Source organism: Corynebacterium halotolerans YIM 70093 = DSM 44683 (genome assembly GCF_000341345.1).
Classification (GTDB): Bacteria; Actinomycetota; Actinomycetes; order Mycobacteriales; family Mycobacteriaceae; genus Corynebacterium; species Corynebacterium halotolerans.
In genome coordinates, this window is the sequence record NC_020302.1 from 477,292 (window position 1) to 492,258 (window position 14,967).

Below are 14,967 nucleotides of genomic sequence, written 5' to 3' on the forward strand. Positions count from 1 at the left end.
CACTGAGAGGAAAAGATTCTCATGTCCAAGGACATCACGATCGCATTCGGAATCGACGTCGACGCGGTCGGCGGCTGGCTGGGCTCCTACGGCGGTGAAGACTCTCCCGGGGACATCTCCCGCGGCGTGTTCGCCGGGGAGGTCGGCGTTCCCCGCCTGAAGAACCTGCTGCAGAAGTATGACCTGCCGGCGACCTTCTTCTGGCCGGGGCACTCGATCGAGACCTTCCCCCGGCAGTTCGATGAGACCGTCGAGGCCGGCTTCGAGATCGGCATCCACGGCTACAGCCATGAGAACCCGCTGGCGATGACCCGGGAGCAGGAGACTGAGATCCTCGACTACTGCATCGGCCTGATCGAGCGGCGCACCGGTGGCCGCCCGACCGGCTACGTGGCCCCGTGGTGGGAGTTCTCCCACATCACCAACGAGCTGCTGCTCGACCGCGGCATCACCTACGACCACTCCCTGATGCACCGCGACTTCGAGCCCTACTACGTCCGGGTGGGCGACAGCTGGACGAAGATCGACTACGACAAGCCCGCCTCCGAGTGGATGAAGCCGCTGGAGCGCGGCGAGGAGACCGATCTGGTCGAGATCCCCGCCAACTGGTACCTCGACGATCTGCCGCCGATGATGTTCATCAAGTCCAGTCCCAACAGCCACGGCTTCGTCAACCCGCGGGACATCGAGGAGATGTGGCGCGACCAGTTCGACTGGGTGTACCGGGAGTACGGGCAGGCGGTCTTCCCGATCACCATCCACCCGGACGTCTCCGGCCGTCCGCAGGTGCTGCTCATGCTCGAGCGCCTCATCGAGCACTTCCGGTCCCATGAGGGGGTGCGCTTCGAGACCTTCGACACCATCGCGGCAGAGTTCAAGCAGCGCAACCCCCGGGGCGGGGCGTAGCCCGGTGTGCGGGGCGTGCGCGGGCATGACCTTGGACTGGGCCGGCCCACTGGTCTCCGGCCCACTCCGTCGCCGGGACGTCGCCGACCATCTCACGCGCCTGTGCCGCAATCTCACCGTCCGGCCGGTGGCCAGGGGGTGGACCATCGCCCGGAGGACCGGGGCCGTGGCCGTCGCCCTGGCTCTCGACGACCTGCTCGGGCACGTCGCGGGCCACAGCCGGTTCAACGACTGGGATGAGCTCGAGGAAATGTTGGCCGAGGTCGAGTCTCCCCGGCGGGCGGGAACTCCGGAGGCCGGGGACTGGCCCGCCGGCCCCGCCGCCGGTGCCGCCCGGCCCGTGCTGGAATCGGTCGTCCATCTACCGGGCCATGTGAAACTGGCGGCCTTCGGCCTCGGTGCGCGCGTCTGTGGCCCCGAACGGGTGACGGCCACCTTCAGCGGGCACCGGTTGGTGGCCCAGCACGGCGTCATCCTGCGCGGGGACAGTTGATTCGACCGATCCGACGTTACAGTGGTCCCTGTTGACCAACAGGAAGGTGTTCACCTCACATGTGGATCGGGTATGTGGCCGGGCAGGCGGTCAGTTTCTTCTTCACCCTGTTCCGGATGCTGCCGTTGGCGTTCAACAACCGGTTCTCCCGCACCCGCATCCCCACCGAGGGGGACGTGGTCATCTCGTTGACCTCCCACGGCGACCGGCTCAGCCGGGTGCACTTCACGCTGGAGTCGATCGCCCGCGGCCACGTCAAGGCCCCGGTCATTCTGTGGCTGGACAAGCCGGACTACGAGCGGGAGTGGCCGGCCTCGCTGCGGCGGCTGGTCTCCCGTGGCCTGCAGGTGCGCTGCTCCGACGGCGACTACGGGCCGCACACCAAGTACTGGGGGCAGTTCCGCGAGTTCACGGGCACGGGCAAGCGGGTGGCCACCGTCGACGACGACATGATCTACCCCGAATGGTTCCTCCAGCGGCTACTGTTCGTCGGCGACCTGCGTGACGACGCCGTGATCGCCTACCGCGCCCACCGCATCGAACTGCGCGACGGACGGATCCTGCCCTACATCAAGTGGAGCGCCGCGGACACCTGCACCGCCTCCTACCTCCACTTCGCCACCGGGGTCTCCGGGGTGTTGTACCCCTCGAGCTTCATCGACCACGTCGTCTCCCAGGGAGACGGGTTCATGGAGCTCTCGCCGCGTGCCGACGACGTGTGGCTGCACGTGTGCGCCCTGCGCTCCGGGCATCCCGTGCGCCAGGTCTACGCCAGCCCCCGCCACTTCGCGGTCGTGCCCACCACACAGGGCGGGGCGCTGGTCATCGGCAACACACTCATGGGCGGCAACGACGAACAGATCCGCCGGGTCTACACGGAGGACGACATCGCCAAGCTGCGGGAGGCCAGCCAGCGGGAGGACTGAGTCCTGTCTGCGTCCTATCTGCCCTGACCGGCGGCGGCGACGCCGGCCTCGCCGCGGAGCACAACTTCTGCCTGGCCTGTCCGCCGGAAAGCGACGTCCCAGTCCAGCTTGAGCCGCTCAAGGGACCGGTCGCCACCGGGGGAGGGGTCGAAGCTGCTGGCCGGATCCTCGTAGTGGCCCCACCACTTCCGGCCGTGGCCGGTGGGGCGGTGCGCAATGCCGAGCCGACCGCACAGGACGTAGGCGGCGCAGTCGTGGGCCCAGGGGTGTTTGCCGCCGATCCGGTGGATGTGGTCCGGGGAGGTCCAGCGCCAGACCGGCCGCGACAACGCGTAGATCAGGGTGTCGCAGATCGTCGTCATCGCCCGGTCTCCGAGGCTGCGCTGCAGGGGCAGGGTGTACCAGGCCTCGTCGAGCGTCATCCCCGGCGAGACCGGAGTGATGAACGGCCGGCGGTTGTGGGCGCTCACGAGGAGATCCTCCAGTGGTGCGTCGTCGTCGACGAGGTCGGCGACCAGGCCGATCCGCCAGAGGTTTCCGAGCAGTTCGGGGTGCTCGAGCGGCAGCTCGGCGGTCAGGCGACGGTAGTGCTCCGTGGATTCCCGGGTGACCGAGGTGACCTGGCGGCGTCGGGCCGCCAGCTCCCCGGCGAGCGCTGCCTCGTACTCTGTGACGGTTTCCCCGAGATCGGTGGTGACGTCGGCCCGGAGGTAGACGTTGCGGAGGGCGGCGACGGGCATGCGGCCGCCGATCTCCGGCAGCGGAAGCCGGAGGGGGACGGCGTCCTCCGTGAGCCGGAAGCCGCGGGCCAGCCAGCCCTCCCCGGTGTCGGCGTTGACGGTGCACGCGACCTGCCGCATCTCCGACAGGCTCGCGGCCTCCGGCACGCCGTGGTGGGTGATGTGGTGCTCGGCGATCGCCAGCGCGTGGTCGACCGGGAAGGTGACCAGGTGCACCACGACCTCGGTGTAGAACCACTCGAGACGCCTGCGCTCGGACTGGTCGCGGGCGGCCAGCAGACGAGGGGCGGGCAAGTCGAAAACGGATGTGGACATGAGGAATCCTCCTGGGATCTCAGACAGGGGTGGGTGACGAGGGGCCTCCCTATCTGGTGTCAGGAGGTGTGCCGGCGCGCCGGCGACTCCAACGGTAACACCTCTAGACCAAGCTGTCTAGAAGTGGTTGGTGTGCGGCAATGTTGAACATTCAGCATGACTGGACGCCTGAGCGGTGTGGCGTGTGCCCGGTGTTCCGGTTGCCTGCCTGCCCGGCACGCTCGGGGACAATGGGGAGCGGACGCCACCATCCGGAAGGAGCTCACATGCACACCAGAACGCTCGGAAATCTGGAGGTTTCCGCCCTCGGTCTGGGCACCACGGGCATGACCGCGGCCGCCGCGCCGGGCGCGCCCGACCGCGCGGAGATGATCGCCGTGCTGCGCGCGGCGGTCGACGAGGGCGTGACCTTCTTCGACACCGCCGAGGTCCTCGGCCCCTACACCACCGAGGCCCTGGTCGGGGAGGCGCTTGAGCCGGTGGGCGACCGGGTGCAGATCGCCACGAAATTCGGCTGGAACATCGTCGACGGTGGCAGCGACGGCCTCAACTCCCGACCCGGGCACATCCGGAAGGTCGCCGACGAGTCCCTGCGCCGCCTGCGCACGGACCAGATCGACCTGTTCTATCAGCACCGCGTCGACCCGGACGTGCCCATCGAGGACGTCGCCGGTACCGTCGGCGAACTCGTCGCCGAGGGCAAGGTGGCCGGTTTCGGGCTCTCCGAGGCCTCTGCCGCGACCATCCGCCGCGCGCACGCGGAATTCCCGGTCACGGCTGTGCAGAGCGAGTACTCCCTGTGGACCCGCGACCCCGAGTCCGAGGTGCTGCCCACCTGCGCGGAACTGGGCATCGGCTTCGTCGCCTTCAGCCCGCTCGGCAAGGGCTTCTTCGCCGGCTCCCGCACACGGGCGGACCCCGGTGCCTCCAGCCCGCGCCTGCACCCCGGCAACCTCGAGGCCAACCGGGCGCTCTACGACGCCGTCGTCGACCTCGCCCGCGATCACGGCGCCGCCCCGGGACAGATTGCCCTGGCGTGGTTGCTGGCCAAACGGCCCTGGATCGTCCCGATCCCCGGCACCCGGCGCCTGGAGCGTGTGCGTGAGAACGCGGCGTCGACAAGTGTGGGGCTGAGCGCGGACGAGCTGGCCCACCTCGACCGGCTGCTCGACGAGGTCGGGGTGGCGGGGGAACGCTACACGGACAGGCACCTGGGTTTCATCGACCGGTAGCGGGGTGATGTGCCGGGCCCTGTTCCGGTGCTGATGGTGATCGTCGGGCGGTCGGGGCGTTCTTGTCGACGAAGCCCTCGCGCCGTTCGACGTTCCTTGCGGGGCAAGGGCGCGAAGGGCGGGACGCTGCCCGCCGTGTCGTCGACGGGCCGGCTGAATCCGCGCTGCGGTCCGTGCGCCCGGGCCGTCCGGTAACGGTCACGTCAGGTCGGCTCCATGGATCATTGATTTTCAATATCAAGTAATTTCCCGGGCACCGGTCTACGATGTGCCCATGAGAAGAACCACCCGTGTCCTGTCCACGGTCATGGTGGCGGCGGCCCTCGCAGTGGCCCCGGCCCAGGCCTCGGCGTCGTCACTGCCCGCCTTCGACTTCGGGTACCGGGTGGGCCCGGAGAACGCCCGCCAGGTCGCCGGGTGCGCGTTGTGGTTCACGTCGTCGAATGAGGAGTTCGCCAGTCCCACGATGTGGGCCACCGGGACGATCCTCTGGCAGTTGTGTACCGAACTCCATGACGCGGGTCTGCTGTTCACGGTGGACGGGCAGCAGTTGTCGTCCGCGCCGCAGGACCGGCCGTTCCCGGTGCAGACCTACTGACACAGCTGCGCCATCCGCCCACGCTCAAGCCACGGTCAAGACGGCGGTGCGTCAGGGGCCCTTTACGAACAGGTGTTTGGTCCTCCCGGCGGCAGGTCCCAGCCGTGTCGGCCCGGCCCGTAGTGTTCTCGGAGGAACCAGTATCTGAGCACGAGGGACACATGGCAGACACGATCATCACCGGGGGCGGTTCGGGGACGGCCACCTGGGCCGCCCACTCCCACTGCGGGCGATTCCGCGGTACCGACCCCGTCATCACCGGCACGACGCGCCGCGCCCTGGCCGCCGAGCTGGGGCACCCGGACGTCTCCTCGGGTATCCCGCAGGCGCGGTGGACCCGGGCCCTGACCTTCGAGCGCGTCTGCCACGACGAGGCCTTCGCCGGGGAGCTGGTCGCGCGGGCCACCGGATGGGCCGGGGAGGGCTTCGCCGAACCGGAGGCCGTGGCCACCGCCGACTGCCGCGGGTCCGTGGACACCACCGCGAGGCAGCTCGAGGCCGCCGTGGAGCGGGCGGCGCAGGGTGAGGCCACGCTGCTGTACCAGCCGGCCGTGCCCTTTCCGGGGGTTCCGGGCGGTGCCGACGCGACCGGCGTGCACCCCGATCTCGTGGTGGTGGCCGCGCGCGGCACGGGGGCGGCGCTGATCGTCGGCGACGTGAAGGACTACGAACGCATCCGCTCCCGCATCGACGACGCCCGCCTGATGAAGGGCTTCCTCCAGGTGGCCATGGGCGCGCTCGCCTTCGACCGGTGGGACGGCCTCCCGACCGGGCTCACCGTCAGCCGGCACGGCTTTCTCGCCGTGCCCCGCAGCGTGTTCCTGCAGCCGGCCGTCGAGGTGGAGGACCTGCGTGACTACCTGACCGAGGTACAGCTGCAGATCGACTCCCGCCGCGCCGCCGCCGAGGACGCGGAGGGGGCCGGGGCCGGTTCCGCACGGCAGCTGGTGGAACACCTGCATGGCGCATTCGATCCGGACACCTGCCCGTCGTGTTCGCTGTTCAACTACTGCCGCCAGGAATTACAGGTCGCCGCGGACCCGGAGGCGCTGCTGGTGGAGATCGGCGTGCCGGAGACCGAACGCGCGTCGGTGGCACCCGTCCTCCGCGGTGACCAGCCGCCCGCGGGCGCGAAGGCCAGCACCGTGAAGCGGCTGCGCGCCACTCTCGACGGCCGCGTGGCCAACTCGGATCAGCGGCGGCTCGACCCGCTCGGGGCGGCGGGGACCGTCAGTGTGGTGGCGGTGAAAAGCGACGCCGCGGCACTCGGCTACCACGGACTCGGCGTCCGGCGGCACACCGCGGACGGGCCGACGCCGTGGGAGTTCCGGGTGTTCACCGAACCGCAGAACGACGCGACCCGCCGTAAGGTCATGGCGATGATCGGCCACGAGCTGGAGTTGGCGATGGCGGAGCGGGCACGCGCCGGGGCGGACCCGGATCCGGTGCACGTGGTCGTGCCGGATCAGGCGACCTCGGATCTGCTGGCCAGTACGGCGGACCTGCTCGCCGGCGTGGAACTGAGCCGCCTGCGGTGGCGGCGGGACGAGGAGATGGGACGGGAGGCGCTCACCTACAACGGCGACCCGGCGGTCATGCCGCGGGAGCTGGACCCGCAGGCGCGCACGGCCGTCTCCTTCCTCCTCGAGCAGGACCGTGCCCGGATGCTGCAGACCCGCCAGCCGGTGGTCGACGCCACTCGCGTGCTCAACCGGCACTTCATTCCGGGTGGGGCCGCCATGCTGGCACGCCGCCTCGACTACGTCGTCCGGTGGGCGCTCGCGGAGGAGGTGCTCGACCACCGCCAGGTGGCCCGGGAGATCGAGGGGTCCGTGCACACCCCCGGCGCGCGACTGTCCAACCAGGCCTCCGATGAGCTCCACGCGGCGCTCGACCGGCGCCGTACTGACGGGACGGCACCGGAGTACACCTCGCTCGTGGAGGCGGAGCTGCGCTACCGGGCCAAGACCCTGGATCAGGCGGTCCGGGCGCTGGAGCGGGTGGGGGTCTCCCGCTTCGCCGCCGCGGTGCGCAGCTTCGAGGGCGACGCGCAGGCCGTGTGGCGTCGTCGCCGCGATTTCCGCGCCTCCGACCTGGTGCGCTTCGGCCGCACCCACCCGTACTGGCGCAACCGGCTGGTGGACGTCATCCAGTCCGACACGACCTGTACCGCGCAGGTGGACATCCTCACCAGCCCGCTGCAGGCCCAGGACGCGGCCAACGACGCCGGCAACCGCCAGGTGACCAGCGCCGAGGTCACCGGTCTGGAGCCGCTGACACTGCGGGTCGCCTCCCGCCGCTTCACCGACGGCACCGGGGTGGTCATGGTCAGCCGCAATGGTGCCGCCTGGGTGGAGGGGGACACCGCGGAGATCGAGCTGATGAAGGGGGCGGTGAAGCTGAAGAACTTCCCGCAGGGTGGGCTGAGCGCGGTGGGCGACGCGGCGTCGTCACGCGTCTTCGTCTGGTCCCCGGCGACCGATCCGCAGCTTGCAGTCGGCGACCGGCTGGTGCTCGTGAACCTGGACTTCTTCGACGCGAAGAAGAAGTGGTTCAACATCCCCCGTCCCGCCCGGGATGAGCTGGGTGCGCCGAAGCCCGACTGTGAACCGGAGTCCTACGCCGGGAACCCGGAGGAGCACCAGTGGTGCTGCCGGCCCCACGAGGTGGCCGAGGCGGAGTTCGCGGACGAGCTCGCCCTGCGCCGCGGGCGCAACGAGCTGAACCCGCAGGCCTGGCCCCCGCTCCGCGACGCCGACGGCTTCGAGGTCGCCCCGGCCGACAAACCCACGGCGGCCACCGTCACCGTGACCGTCACCCCCGCCCCGGAAGGACTGACCGTCGATGAGCTGGAGTGAGATCCGATTTCTGCCGGTGGACACCGCGGTGGCGGCCCGGCACCATACGGAGGCGGCGGCCGGCAACGCCCGGGTGGCCGACACCGCGGAGGCCACCCTCCTGCAGGCGCTGGCCGACGCCCCCGATGCCGACGGCGCCACCACCCACCTGCTGCTCAAGGCCGCGGCCGGCGCCGGCAAGTCGTTCATCCTGCGGCGTCTGATCACCGCCGCGGTGGAGCAGGACCCGGACCGCCTCATCGGGGTGGCCGCCTTCACCAACAACCAGATCCGGCCGCTGGCGCTGGGGTTGGCCAGGCAGCTGGGGCGCGAACGCGTGTGCCTGCACCTGGCGAAGACGGCCGCCGCCGGGCTGCCGGACGGCGTCGAGGAGCAGGTCACCGTGACGACCTCCGCCGCGGACATCCCGGACACCGCCCGGGTCATCGTCGCCACCGCCCACAAGTTCAAGGCACCGGGTGAGCGGCACCGCCTGCTCGACGCGCTGCGCGAGGGGGAGGAGGACGCCACGCTGTTTGACGCGCTGTTCATCGACGAGGCGTGGCAGCTGCCCCACCACCTGTTCGACGCCATCCACCCGCTGGCGCCGCTGGCGGTCGGGGTCGGCGACGTCGGCCAGCTGCCGCCGCTGGAGATCGGCGAGAACCCGTGGCGCGGGGATCCGCGGCACAACCCCTACCGGGCGTGGCCCACCGCGTACGCGGGTCTGCCGGGTACCCGGGAGGAGGAGCTGCCGACGGTGTGGCGCCCGCCGGGGGAGGCGCTGGCGCTGTGGCGGGCGTTCTACCCGGACTGGCGCGAGCTCAACTCGGTGGCGGCGCCGGGGGACCGCGTGGTGCGTGTGGGATCCGGTGCGGCGTCCGCGTCGCTGTGGGAGCAGGTGGGCACCGGGCAACCCACGCTGCTCGAGGTGACCGGCCTGCCGGATTCCGAGGCCCCCGACGTGGATCTGCCGCTGATGGCCCGGCTGGAGGAATGGCTGGACGAGCTGTTCACCGCGGGTTTCACGGTGGAGTCGCGCGACTACGACGGCACGGGCGCACCCACCGGGGAGATGCTTGTCGACGGTCCCGACCGCTCCGACGACGGCGACCCGCTGGTGGTCATCCTGGCCACCCGGAACCAGGCCGTCGACGACGCCACCGACATGGTGGCACGACTGCGGGAGAGGCACGGCCTGCGGGAGCGCGACCTGCTGGCCTCAACGGTCGATTCGTGGCAGGGGCAGACGAACGCGATCACCGTCGCCTTCCACCCGCTCAGCGGTGCCACCCGGCTGGACGAATTCAACTCCGCCTTCGGCCGCCTGGCCGTCGCCTGCACCCGGGCTACCCACGGTCTGCTGGTGGTGACCCGGGAGGGGCTGGACGAGCTGCTGGACCGCGCGCCGGCGCGGCCCGGCACCCCCTTCGGGGAGCCGGGCTTCCGCCAGCTGCCGCGGCAGACACACCAGAAGATCATCGCGGCGTTCGCCCGCGGAACCGTCTCCGTCGATGCCGGGGCCTGATCAGCGGAACATCGTCATGACGGCCTGCCGGTCGACCTTGCCGGGGCCGATGAGCGGCAGGGTGTCGACCTGGCGCAGCTCCTTGGGCAGCTGCCAGCGCGGCAGGTCGTCGAGCCCCTCGATGACCTCGCTCGGGCTGGCGGTGCCCGAGTAGGCGGCGACGATCGCCTGCCCCAGGCGGGGGTGGGGGACCCCGACCACACAGGCGCCGGTGACCCCCTCGACGCCGAGCATCGCCTGCTCGAGGACCTCCGGGTGGAGCTTGAGCCCGCCGGAGTCGATCACCGCGTCGAGCCGGCCGGTGACGGTCAGACGGCCGTCGACCAGCTCACCGACGTCCGAGGTGGCGAACCAGCCGGGCTCGGCGAAGGCCTCGTGGTCGGGGTGGTTGCGGTAGCCGGCCGCGATCATCGGCCCGCCGAGGTGGATGCGGCCGTCGCGGACCTCGACCTGCGCGCCGGGGATGGGGCGGGCGTCGTAGACGCAGCCGCCGGCGGTCTCCGAGGAGCCGTAGGTGGTCACGACGTGGATGCCGAGTTCGTCGGCGGCGCGGCGCACCTGCGGGTTGAGCGCGGCGCCGCCGACCAGCACGGCGTCGAAAAGTCGCAGGCCCTCGATGCCCTCGAGGGTGTCCATGGCCTTGGCCAGCTGCAGGGGGGCCAGGGAGGTGTAGAGGCGGTCGCCGGTGCCGGCGAGCTCTCCGGCGGCGCGGGCGAAGTCCGGGACACCGAAGCCGTCGGAGAGATCCAGGCACAGCGGCTCGATGCCCGCGATCAGTGAGCGGACGAGCACCTGGAGGCCGGCGATGTGGTGGGCGGGCATGGCCAGCAGCCACTGTCCCTCGCCGCCGAGGAACTGGTGGGTGGCGTCGGCGCTCGAGACGAGGTTGGCAGCGGTCAGCTGCGCGCCCTTCGGGGTGCCGGTCGAGCCGGAGGTGGCCACCACCAGGGCGACGTCCCCGGCGATGGGCCCGCCCGCGCGCTGCGAGTTGACGAGCAGTGTGGTGCGGGTCCGATCCTGCGCAGGGACGGGCAGCAGCGTGCGCTGGCCGGCGATGGCGGCCTCGAGGTCGGGGAGGATGGCGGCGGGGTTGTGGGGGTCGACGACGAGGGGATCGAGGGTGCGGCTCATGGCTGTGATCGTAGTGCGGCCGCGGACACGACGAAGGGCGCCACCTCAACGGGGAGGTGGCGCCCCGGGGTGGGGTTAAACGGTCTGCGGCTCGCGCGCGGTCTGCGGCTGCTCGCGACGACGGGCGATGAGGGCGTCGACGCTGTAGCGGCCGGCCCCGGCGGCGGCCAGCGCCAGGAAACCGGCGCCGATCGCACCGACGAGCTCCCAGCCACCGTTGGCGACGAAGATGCCGGCGCCCATGTGGGCGAAGAGGGCGGCGCCGAGCATCAGCAGGGCGACGACGACACCGGTGATCCGGGTGGCGGCGCCCAGGATGAGCAGGACGCCGCCGAGGATCTCGACGACGGCGACGACCGGTGCGGCGAGGCCGGCGGCCGGGACACCGATGCTGTCGAAGAATCCGGTGATGCCCTCGAGGCCGGTGATGCCGAACTTGTCCCAGCCGTGGGCGATGAGGATGACGCCCAGGATGATGCGGACAATGAGCTTCGCGATGTCGTTGAATACGGTCATAGCGAGCAACACTAACTTATGGTTGGTGACGCGTCAAAATTTAAAGATTAAAGTAATTGGTCGGGGGTGAACGCGGGGCCCGCGACGGGGGCGTCGATGAGCGCGCCCGGATAGTCTCGGACCATGACGACCTGGTGGGCAGAGCACAACGCCTCGGTGCGGGAGCGCGGGGCGGGCACACCGCTTCTCGACGCCGCCGTGGCCCTGCTCGACGACGTCGAGACGGCATTCGCCGTCACTGGCGCGCACACCCCCGGGTGGCCGGATCCGCACGACGGCGGGCCCCTGCCCGAGGAGGCCTACGGCCGGTTGACGGATACCCGGCGCTATGCGATCGTCGCCGTCCGGGAGGCGGCCTGGGAGAAGGTGCTCCTGGACCGCGGGTGGGCGCGACTCGAGGCGGCGGGTGAGCGGCGCACACTCACCCCGCACCGGCCTGGCGCGGTGCCGTTGGTCTTCGACGTCCTCGACAACGAGGGGACGACGTTCCTGCGGATCTCCGCGGGGCGGCCACCGGTGGAACTCACGGGACATCCCGACTGCGCCTGCGACGGCTGCGACTTCGGTTCCGAGGACCTGCTGGAGGCGATCGACCAGGACATCTTCTCCGCGGTCGACGGCTCCCTCGAGATCCGCGTGGGGGCGGGGAAGATGGGGGTGCGGACCTCGTTCCGGGGCTCCGGCCCAGCTCCCGATCACGCGATCCGGCGGATCGCCGCCGCACCCTGGGCGGGGGAGTGGTCGCCCCGCGAGCTCATCAGGCAGCTCTAGTAGTAGAAGGGGAACTGCGACCAGTCCGGGTCGCGCTTCTCCAGGAAGGCGTCCTTGCCCTCCACGGCCTCGTCGGTCATGTAGGCCAGGCGGGTGGCCTCGCCGGCGAAGACCTGCTGGCCCATCAGCCCGTCGTCAGTCAGGTTGAACGCGAATTTCAGCATGCGCTGGGCGGTCGGGGACTTGCCGTTGATCTCGCGGGCGACCTGGATGGCCTCGGCTTCGAGTTCCCCGTGGTCGGCGACGATGTTGACCGCGCCCATGCGGTGCATGTCCTCGGCGGAGTAGGTCCGGCCCAGGAAGAAGATCTCGCGGGCGAACTTCTGGCCGACCATCTTCGCCAGGTACGCGGAGCCGTAGCCGGCGTCGAAGGATCCGACGTCGGCGTCGGTCTGCTTGAAGCGGGCCTCCTGGCGCGAGGCGATCGTCAGGTCGCAGACCACGTGCAGTGAGTGCCCGCCGCCGGCGGCCCAGCCGTTGACCACCGCGACGACTACTTTCGGCATGGTGCGGATCAGGCGCTGGACCTCGAGGATGTGCAGGCGCCCGCCCTCGGCCTTCTCCCGCGCGGCGTCGACGGTCTCGGCGGTCTCACCCTCGGCGTAGCGGTAGCCGGAGCGGCCGCGGATGCGCTGGTCGCCACCGGAGCAGAACGCCCAGCCGCCGTCCTTCCCGCTCGGCCCGTTGCCGGTCAGCAACACCACGCCGACGTCCGGGGTGCGGCGCGCGTGGTCGAGCGTGCGGTAGAGCTCGTCCACGGTGTGCGGGCGGAACGCGTTGCGCACCTCGGGGCGGTCGAAGGCGATGCGCACCATGCCGTCGGCGCGCTCGTCGCCCACGTGCCGGTGGTAGGTGATGTCGGTGAGGTCCTCGAAACCCTCGACCGTCCTCCACTGAGAGGCGTCGAAGGGGTTGTCTGTGCTGTATGCCATGGCCACCAGCTTAGGGCGGCGGGTCTCAGCCCTCCTTCGCCTCCACGCCCAGTTCCGCGGCATGCCGGTTGATCGTGCGCGCCAGGTCGACGTCCCGGCTGGTCAGGCCGTTCACGTCGTGGCTCGACAGGGTGACGGCGACGGACGGGTAGGTCAGGGTGAGGTCGGGGTGGTGGTTGGCGGTCTCCGCGGATTCACCGATGAGGTTGACCAGCCGCAGGCCGGTGGCGAAGTCACCGGTGTCGAATTCGGCGCGGATGGTCTGGTCGGCCTGGCGCCAGCCGGTCAGCGCGGCGTCCTCGATCTGCTGGGGCGTCAGTTTCTGCTTCGGATCACTCATGGCCCCATCCTCCGCCACAATGGCCGTGAATAACACCCCCGCCGGAGGAATTCTCCCCTTACGCTGGGGGGCATGAGGCTTCTGCTGACCTCCTTCGGTCATGACCGCGTCCCCGAGTTCGTCTCCGGCACGCTCGCCTACGTCCCTGACGCCGCCCGCTCCTTCGCCGACCGGCCCTGGGCCGACACGGAACGTGTCATGCTCCGCGACCAGGGCCTGAACCTGGTCGAACTGCCAGTGAATTCCACCCCACCCGAGGAGATCGACCGGATCCTCGGTGAGGTCGACGGGGTCTACGTCGCCGGCGGGGAGACCTTCGATCTGCTGCATGTTCTCCGTTCCACCGGCGCCGACGAGATCCTCACCCGGCACGTGCGCGCCGGGCTGCCCTATATCGGCACCAGCGCCGGATCCGTGATCGCCGGCCCCAGCATCGAACCGGTCTCCCTGCTGGATTCGCCCACCGTCGCCCCGGGGCTGACCGACTACACCGGCCTGCGCCTCACGGAACATGTGATTCTCCCGCACGCCTCCGGCACCGCCCCGGAATTCCCCATCGACGTCTACGCCGAGACCGTGAAACGCTACGGGGAGAACTTCCCGCTGCTCCTCCTGCGTGACGGCCAGGCCCTGCTCGTCGACGGGTCCGGGACCCGCCTTATCTAGGGTTGGGGCATGATCCCTTCCCTGGACGACATCCTCGACCGCGCCCACGTGGTCTCCCTGCCGATGGCGGTGCGCTTCCGCGGCGTCGACACGCGTGAGGCCCTGCTCATCGACGGCCCCGCCGGCTGGGGCGAGTTCGCCCCCTTCCTCGAGTACGACGCGCAGGAATCCGCCGCCTGGCTCGCCGCCGGCGTCGAGGCCGCGTGGACCGGTTTCCCGGAGCCGCTGCGCGAGACCGTGGAGGTCAACGCCACCATCCCGGCCGTCGACGCCGCGCAGGTGCCCGAGGTGCTCGCCCGCTACCCCGGCTGCCGCACCGTCAAGGTCAAGGTCGCCGAGGCCGGCCAGACGCTTTCCGACGACATCGCGCGGGTGCAGGCCGTGCGCGAGGCCCGGCCCGGCGCGGTGATCCGCGTCGACGCCAACCGCGGCTGGACGGTCGACCAGGCGCTGGAGGCCGCCCGCTCCCTCGGTCCGCTGGACTATCTGGAGCAGCCCTGCCACTCCGTCGACGAACTCGCCGAGGTGCGCACGCGGCTGATGCGCGCCGGGCTGTTCGTGCGCGTGGCCGCCGACGAGTCCATCCGCCGTTCCGACGACCCCTACCTGGTCGCCGAGAAGCGGGCCGCCGACGTCGCCGTGGTCAAGGTCGCCCCGCTGGGCGGGGTGCGCCGACTGCTGGAGATCGCGCGGCACCTGCGGCAGCGGCACATGGACGTCACGGTGGCCAGCGCGCTCGACACGGCCGTCGGCATGAACGCCGGACTCGCGGCCGTCGCGGCGCTGCCGAAACTGAATGACGACGACGAGATGGACGTGCCCCCGGCCGCCGCCGGACTGGCCACGCAGCGCCTGTTCCTGGAGGATGTCGCCGAACCCCGCGAGATCGTCGACGGGCGCATGTCTGTTTCCCCCGTGGTCCCGGGCCCGGCGCGCCTGTCGACGCTCGCGGCGCCCGCCGACCGCCGCGACTGGTGGTTCGAGCGCGTGCGCGAGGCGTACGGTTACCTGGGGTGATCGGGCTCACGGGAGCTTG

General features: G+C 70.8%; 15 protein-coding genes. 10 read left to right on the plus strand and 5 right to left on the minus strand.

Annotated features, from left to right (window positions below; translation table 11 throughout):
- Window positions 1–21: 21 nt before the first annotated feature.
- The 3 genes from A605_RS02230 to A605_RS02240 are packed head-to-tail and all read left to right on the plus strand — an operon-like array spanning window position 22 to window position 2,325.
- Entirely contained in the window at window positions 22–906 is an 885-nt protein-coding gene (locus tag A605_RS02230; RefSeq protein ID WP_015399879.1) for a polysaccharide deacetylase family protein, read from the plus strand.
- Window positions 907–931: 25 nt separating this feature from the next.
- A complete protein-coding gene (locus A605_RS02235) occupies window positions 932–1,399 on the plus strand; it encodes a hypothetical protein (protein WP_015399880.1) in 468 nt (155 codons plus the stop codon).
- Between the two features lie 59 nt (window positions 1,400–1,458).
- The gene (locus A605_RS02240; protein ID WP_015399881.1) at window positions 1,459–2,325 is read left to right on the plus strand and encodes a hypothetical protein; all 867 of its coding nucleotides are present in this window, start codon (window positions 1,459–1,461) and stop codon (window positions 2,323–2,325) included.
- Between the two features lie 14 nt (window positions 2,326–2,339).
- On the opposite strand, the gene A605_RS02245 is transcribed toward A605_RS02240, so the two are convergent.
- A complete protein-coding gene (locus A605_RS02245; protein WP_015399882.1) occupies window positions 2,340–3,380 on the minus strand; it encodes a hypothetical protein in 1,041 nt (346 codons plus the stop codon).
- A 266-nt stretch (window positions 3,381–3,646) separates the two neighbouring features.
- Between A605_RS02245 and A605_RS02250 the strand changes: the two genes are divergently transcribed.
- From A605_RS02250 to A605_RS02265, 4 genes are all read left to right on the plus strand, one after another.
- Window positions 3,647–4,612, plus strand: coding sequence for an aldo/keto reductase (locus tag A605_RS02250; protein ID WP_015399883.1), 966 nt, complete (start codon window positions 3,647–3,649; stop codon window positions 4,610–4,612).
- A gap of 274 nt (window positions 4,613–4,886) precedes the next feature.
- On the plus strand, window positions 4,887–5,210 hold the full coding sequence (locus tag A605_RS02255; protein WP_015399884.1) for a hypothetical protein: 324 nt from the start codon (window positions 4,887–4,889) through the stop codon (window positions 5,208–5,210).
- Between the two features lie 161 nt (window positions 5,211–5,371).
- Entirely contained in the window at window positions 5,372–8,068 is a 2,697-nt protein-coding gene (locus A605_RS02260; protein ID WP_015399885.1) for a hypothetical protein, read from the plus strand.
- Window positions 8,055–9,575, plus strand: a complete 1,521-nt coding sequence (locus A605_RS02265) for a DEAD/DEAH box helicase family protein (protein WP_015399886.1) — start codon at window positions 8,055–8,057, stop codon at window positions 9,573–9,575. The genes A605_RS02260 and A605_RS02265 overlap by 14 nt, the downstream gene beginning before the upstream one ends.
- Here the strand turns inward: A605_RS02265 and menE are convergent, their stop codons facing one another.
- Together menE and A605_RS02275 are read right to left on the minus strand one after the other, a co-directional pair.
- Entirely contained in the window at window positions 9,576–10,706 is a 1,131-nt protein-coding gene (menE, locus tag A605_RS02270; RefSeq protein WP_015399887.1) for an o-succinylbenzoate--CoA ligase, read from the minus strand.
- 75 nt (window positions 10,707–10,781) lie between these two features.
- The gene (locus A605_RS02275; RefSeq protein ID WP_015399888.1) at window positions 10,782–11,222 is read right to left on the minus strand and encodes a DoxX family protein; all 441 of its coding nucleotides are present in this window, start codon (window positions 11,220–11,222) and stop codon (window positions 10,782–10,784) included.
- Window positions 11,223–11,345: 123 nt separating this feature from the next.
- On the opposite strand from A605_RS02275, the gene A605_RS02280 reads away from it, so the two are divergent.
- The gene (locus tag A605_RS02280; RefSeq protein WP_015399889.1) at window positions 11,346–11,993 is read left to right on the plus strand and encodes a DUF6226 family protein; all 648 of its coding nucleotides are present in this window, start codon (window positions 11,346–11,348) and stop codon (window positions 11,991–11,993) included.
- On the opposite strand, the gene A605_RS02285 is transcribed toward A605_RS02280, so the two are convergent.
- Window positions 11,990–12,925 (minus strand): 1,4-dihydroxy-2-naphthoyl-CoA synthase, encoded by a 936-nt coding sequence (locus tag A605_RS02285; protein ID WP_015399890.1) that lies wholly within the window; start codon window positions 12,923–12,925, stop codon window positions 11,990–11,992. The two genes, A605_RS02280 and A605_RS02285, sit on opposite strands and share 4 nt — an antisense overlap.
- A 25-nt stretch (window positions 12,926–12,950) precedes the next feature.
- The gene (locus A605_RS02290) at window positions 12,951–13,265 is read right to left on the minus strand and encodes a 4a-hydroxytetrahydrobiopterin dehydratase (RefSeq protein WP_015399891.1); all 315 of its coding nucleotides are present in this window, start codon (window positions 13,263–13,265) and stop codon (window positions 12,951–12,953) included.
- Window positions 13,266–13,337: 72 nt separating this feature from the next.
- On the opposite strand from A605_RS02290, the gene A605_RS02295 reads away from it, so the two are divergent.
- Entirely contained in the window at window positions 13,338–13,931 is a 594-nt protein-coding gene (locus A605_RS02295) for a peptidase E (protein ID WP_015399892.1), read from the plus strand.
- Window positions 13,932–13,940: 9 nt separating this feature from the next.
- On the plus strand, window positions 13,941–14,948 hold the full coding sequence (locus tag A605_RS02300; RefSeq protein ID WP_015399893.1) for an o-succinylbenzoate synthase: 1,008 nt from the start codon (window positions 13,941–13,943) through the stop codon (window positions 14,946–14,948).
- Window positions 14,949–14,967 lie beyond the last annotated feature (19 nt).

Excerpts from the sequence above, each read along its gene's own strand:
- A605_RS02295 (WP_015399892.1), top strand. The coding sequence starts at position 13,338 with ATGAGGCTTCTGCTGACCTCCTTCGGTCATGACCGCGTCCCCGAGTTC.
- A605_RS02245 (WP_015399882.1), bottom strand. The coding sequence starts at position 3,380 with ATGTCCACATCCGTTTTCGACTTGCCCGCCCCTCGTCTGCTGGCCGCC.
- A605_RS02275 (WP_015399888.1), bottom strand. The coding sequence starts at position 11,222 with ATGACCGTATTCAACGACATCGCGAAGCTCATTGTCCGCATCATCCTG.
- A605_RS02280 (WP_015399889.1), top strand. The coding sequence starts at position 11,346 with ATGACGACCTGGTGGGCAGAGCACAACGCCTCGGTGCGGGAGCGCGGG.
- A605_RS02230 (WP_015399879.1), top strand. The coding sequence starts at position 22 with ATGTCCAAGGACATCACGATCGCATTCGGAATCGACGTCGACGCGGTC.
- A605_RS02255 (WP_015399884.1), top strand. The coding sequence starts at position 4,887 with ATGAGAAGAACCACCCGTGTCCTGTCCACGGTCATGGTGGCGGCGGCC.
- A605_RS02250 (WP_015399883.1), top strand. The coding sequence starts at position 3,647 with ATGCACACCAGAACGCTCGGAAATCTGGAGGTTTCCGCCCTCGGTCTG.
- A605_RS02235 (WP_015399880.1), top strand. The coding sequence starts at position 932 with ATGACCTTGGACTGGGCCGGCCCACTGGTCTCCGGCCCACTCCGTCGC.
- A605_RS02300 (WP_015399893.1), top strand. The coding sequence starts at position 13,941 with ATGATCCCTTCCCTGGACGACATCCTCGACCGCGCCCACGTGGTCTCC.
- menE (WP_015399887.1), bottom strand. The coding sequence starts at position 10,706 with ATGAGCCGCACCCTCGATCCCCTCGTCGTCGACCCCCACAACCCCGCC.
- A605_RS02265 (WP_015399886.1), top strand. The coding sequence starts at position 8,055 with ATGAGCTGGAGTGAGATCCGATTTCTGCCGGTGGACACCGCGGTGGCG.
- A605_RS02285 (WP_015399890.1), bottom strand. The coding sequence starts at position 12,925 with ATGGCATACAGCACAGACAACCCCTTCGACGCCTCTCAGTGGAGGACG.
- A605_RS02240 (WP_015399881.1), top strand. The coding sequence starts at position 1,459 with ATGTGGATCGGGTATGTGGCCGGGCAGGCGGTCAGTTTCTTCTTCACC.
- A605_RS02290 (WP_015399891.1), bottom strand. The coding sequence starts at position 13,265 with ATGAGTGATCCGAAGCAGAAACTGACGCCCCAGCAGATCGAGGACGCC.
- A605_RS02260 (WP_015399885.1), top strand. The coding sequence starts at position 5,372 with ATGGCAGACACGATCATCACCGGGGGCGGTTCGGGGACGGCCACCTGG.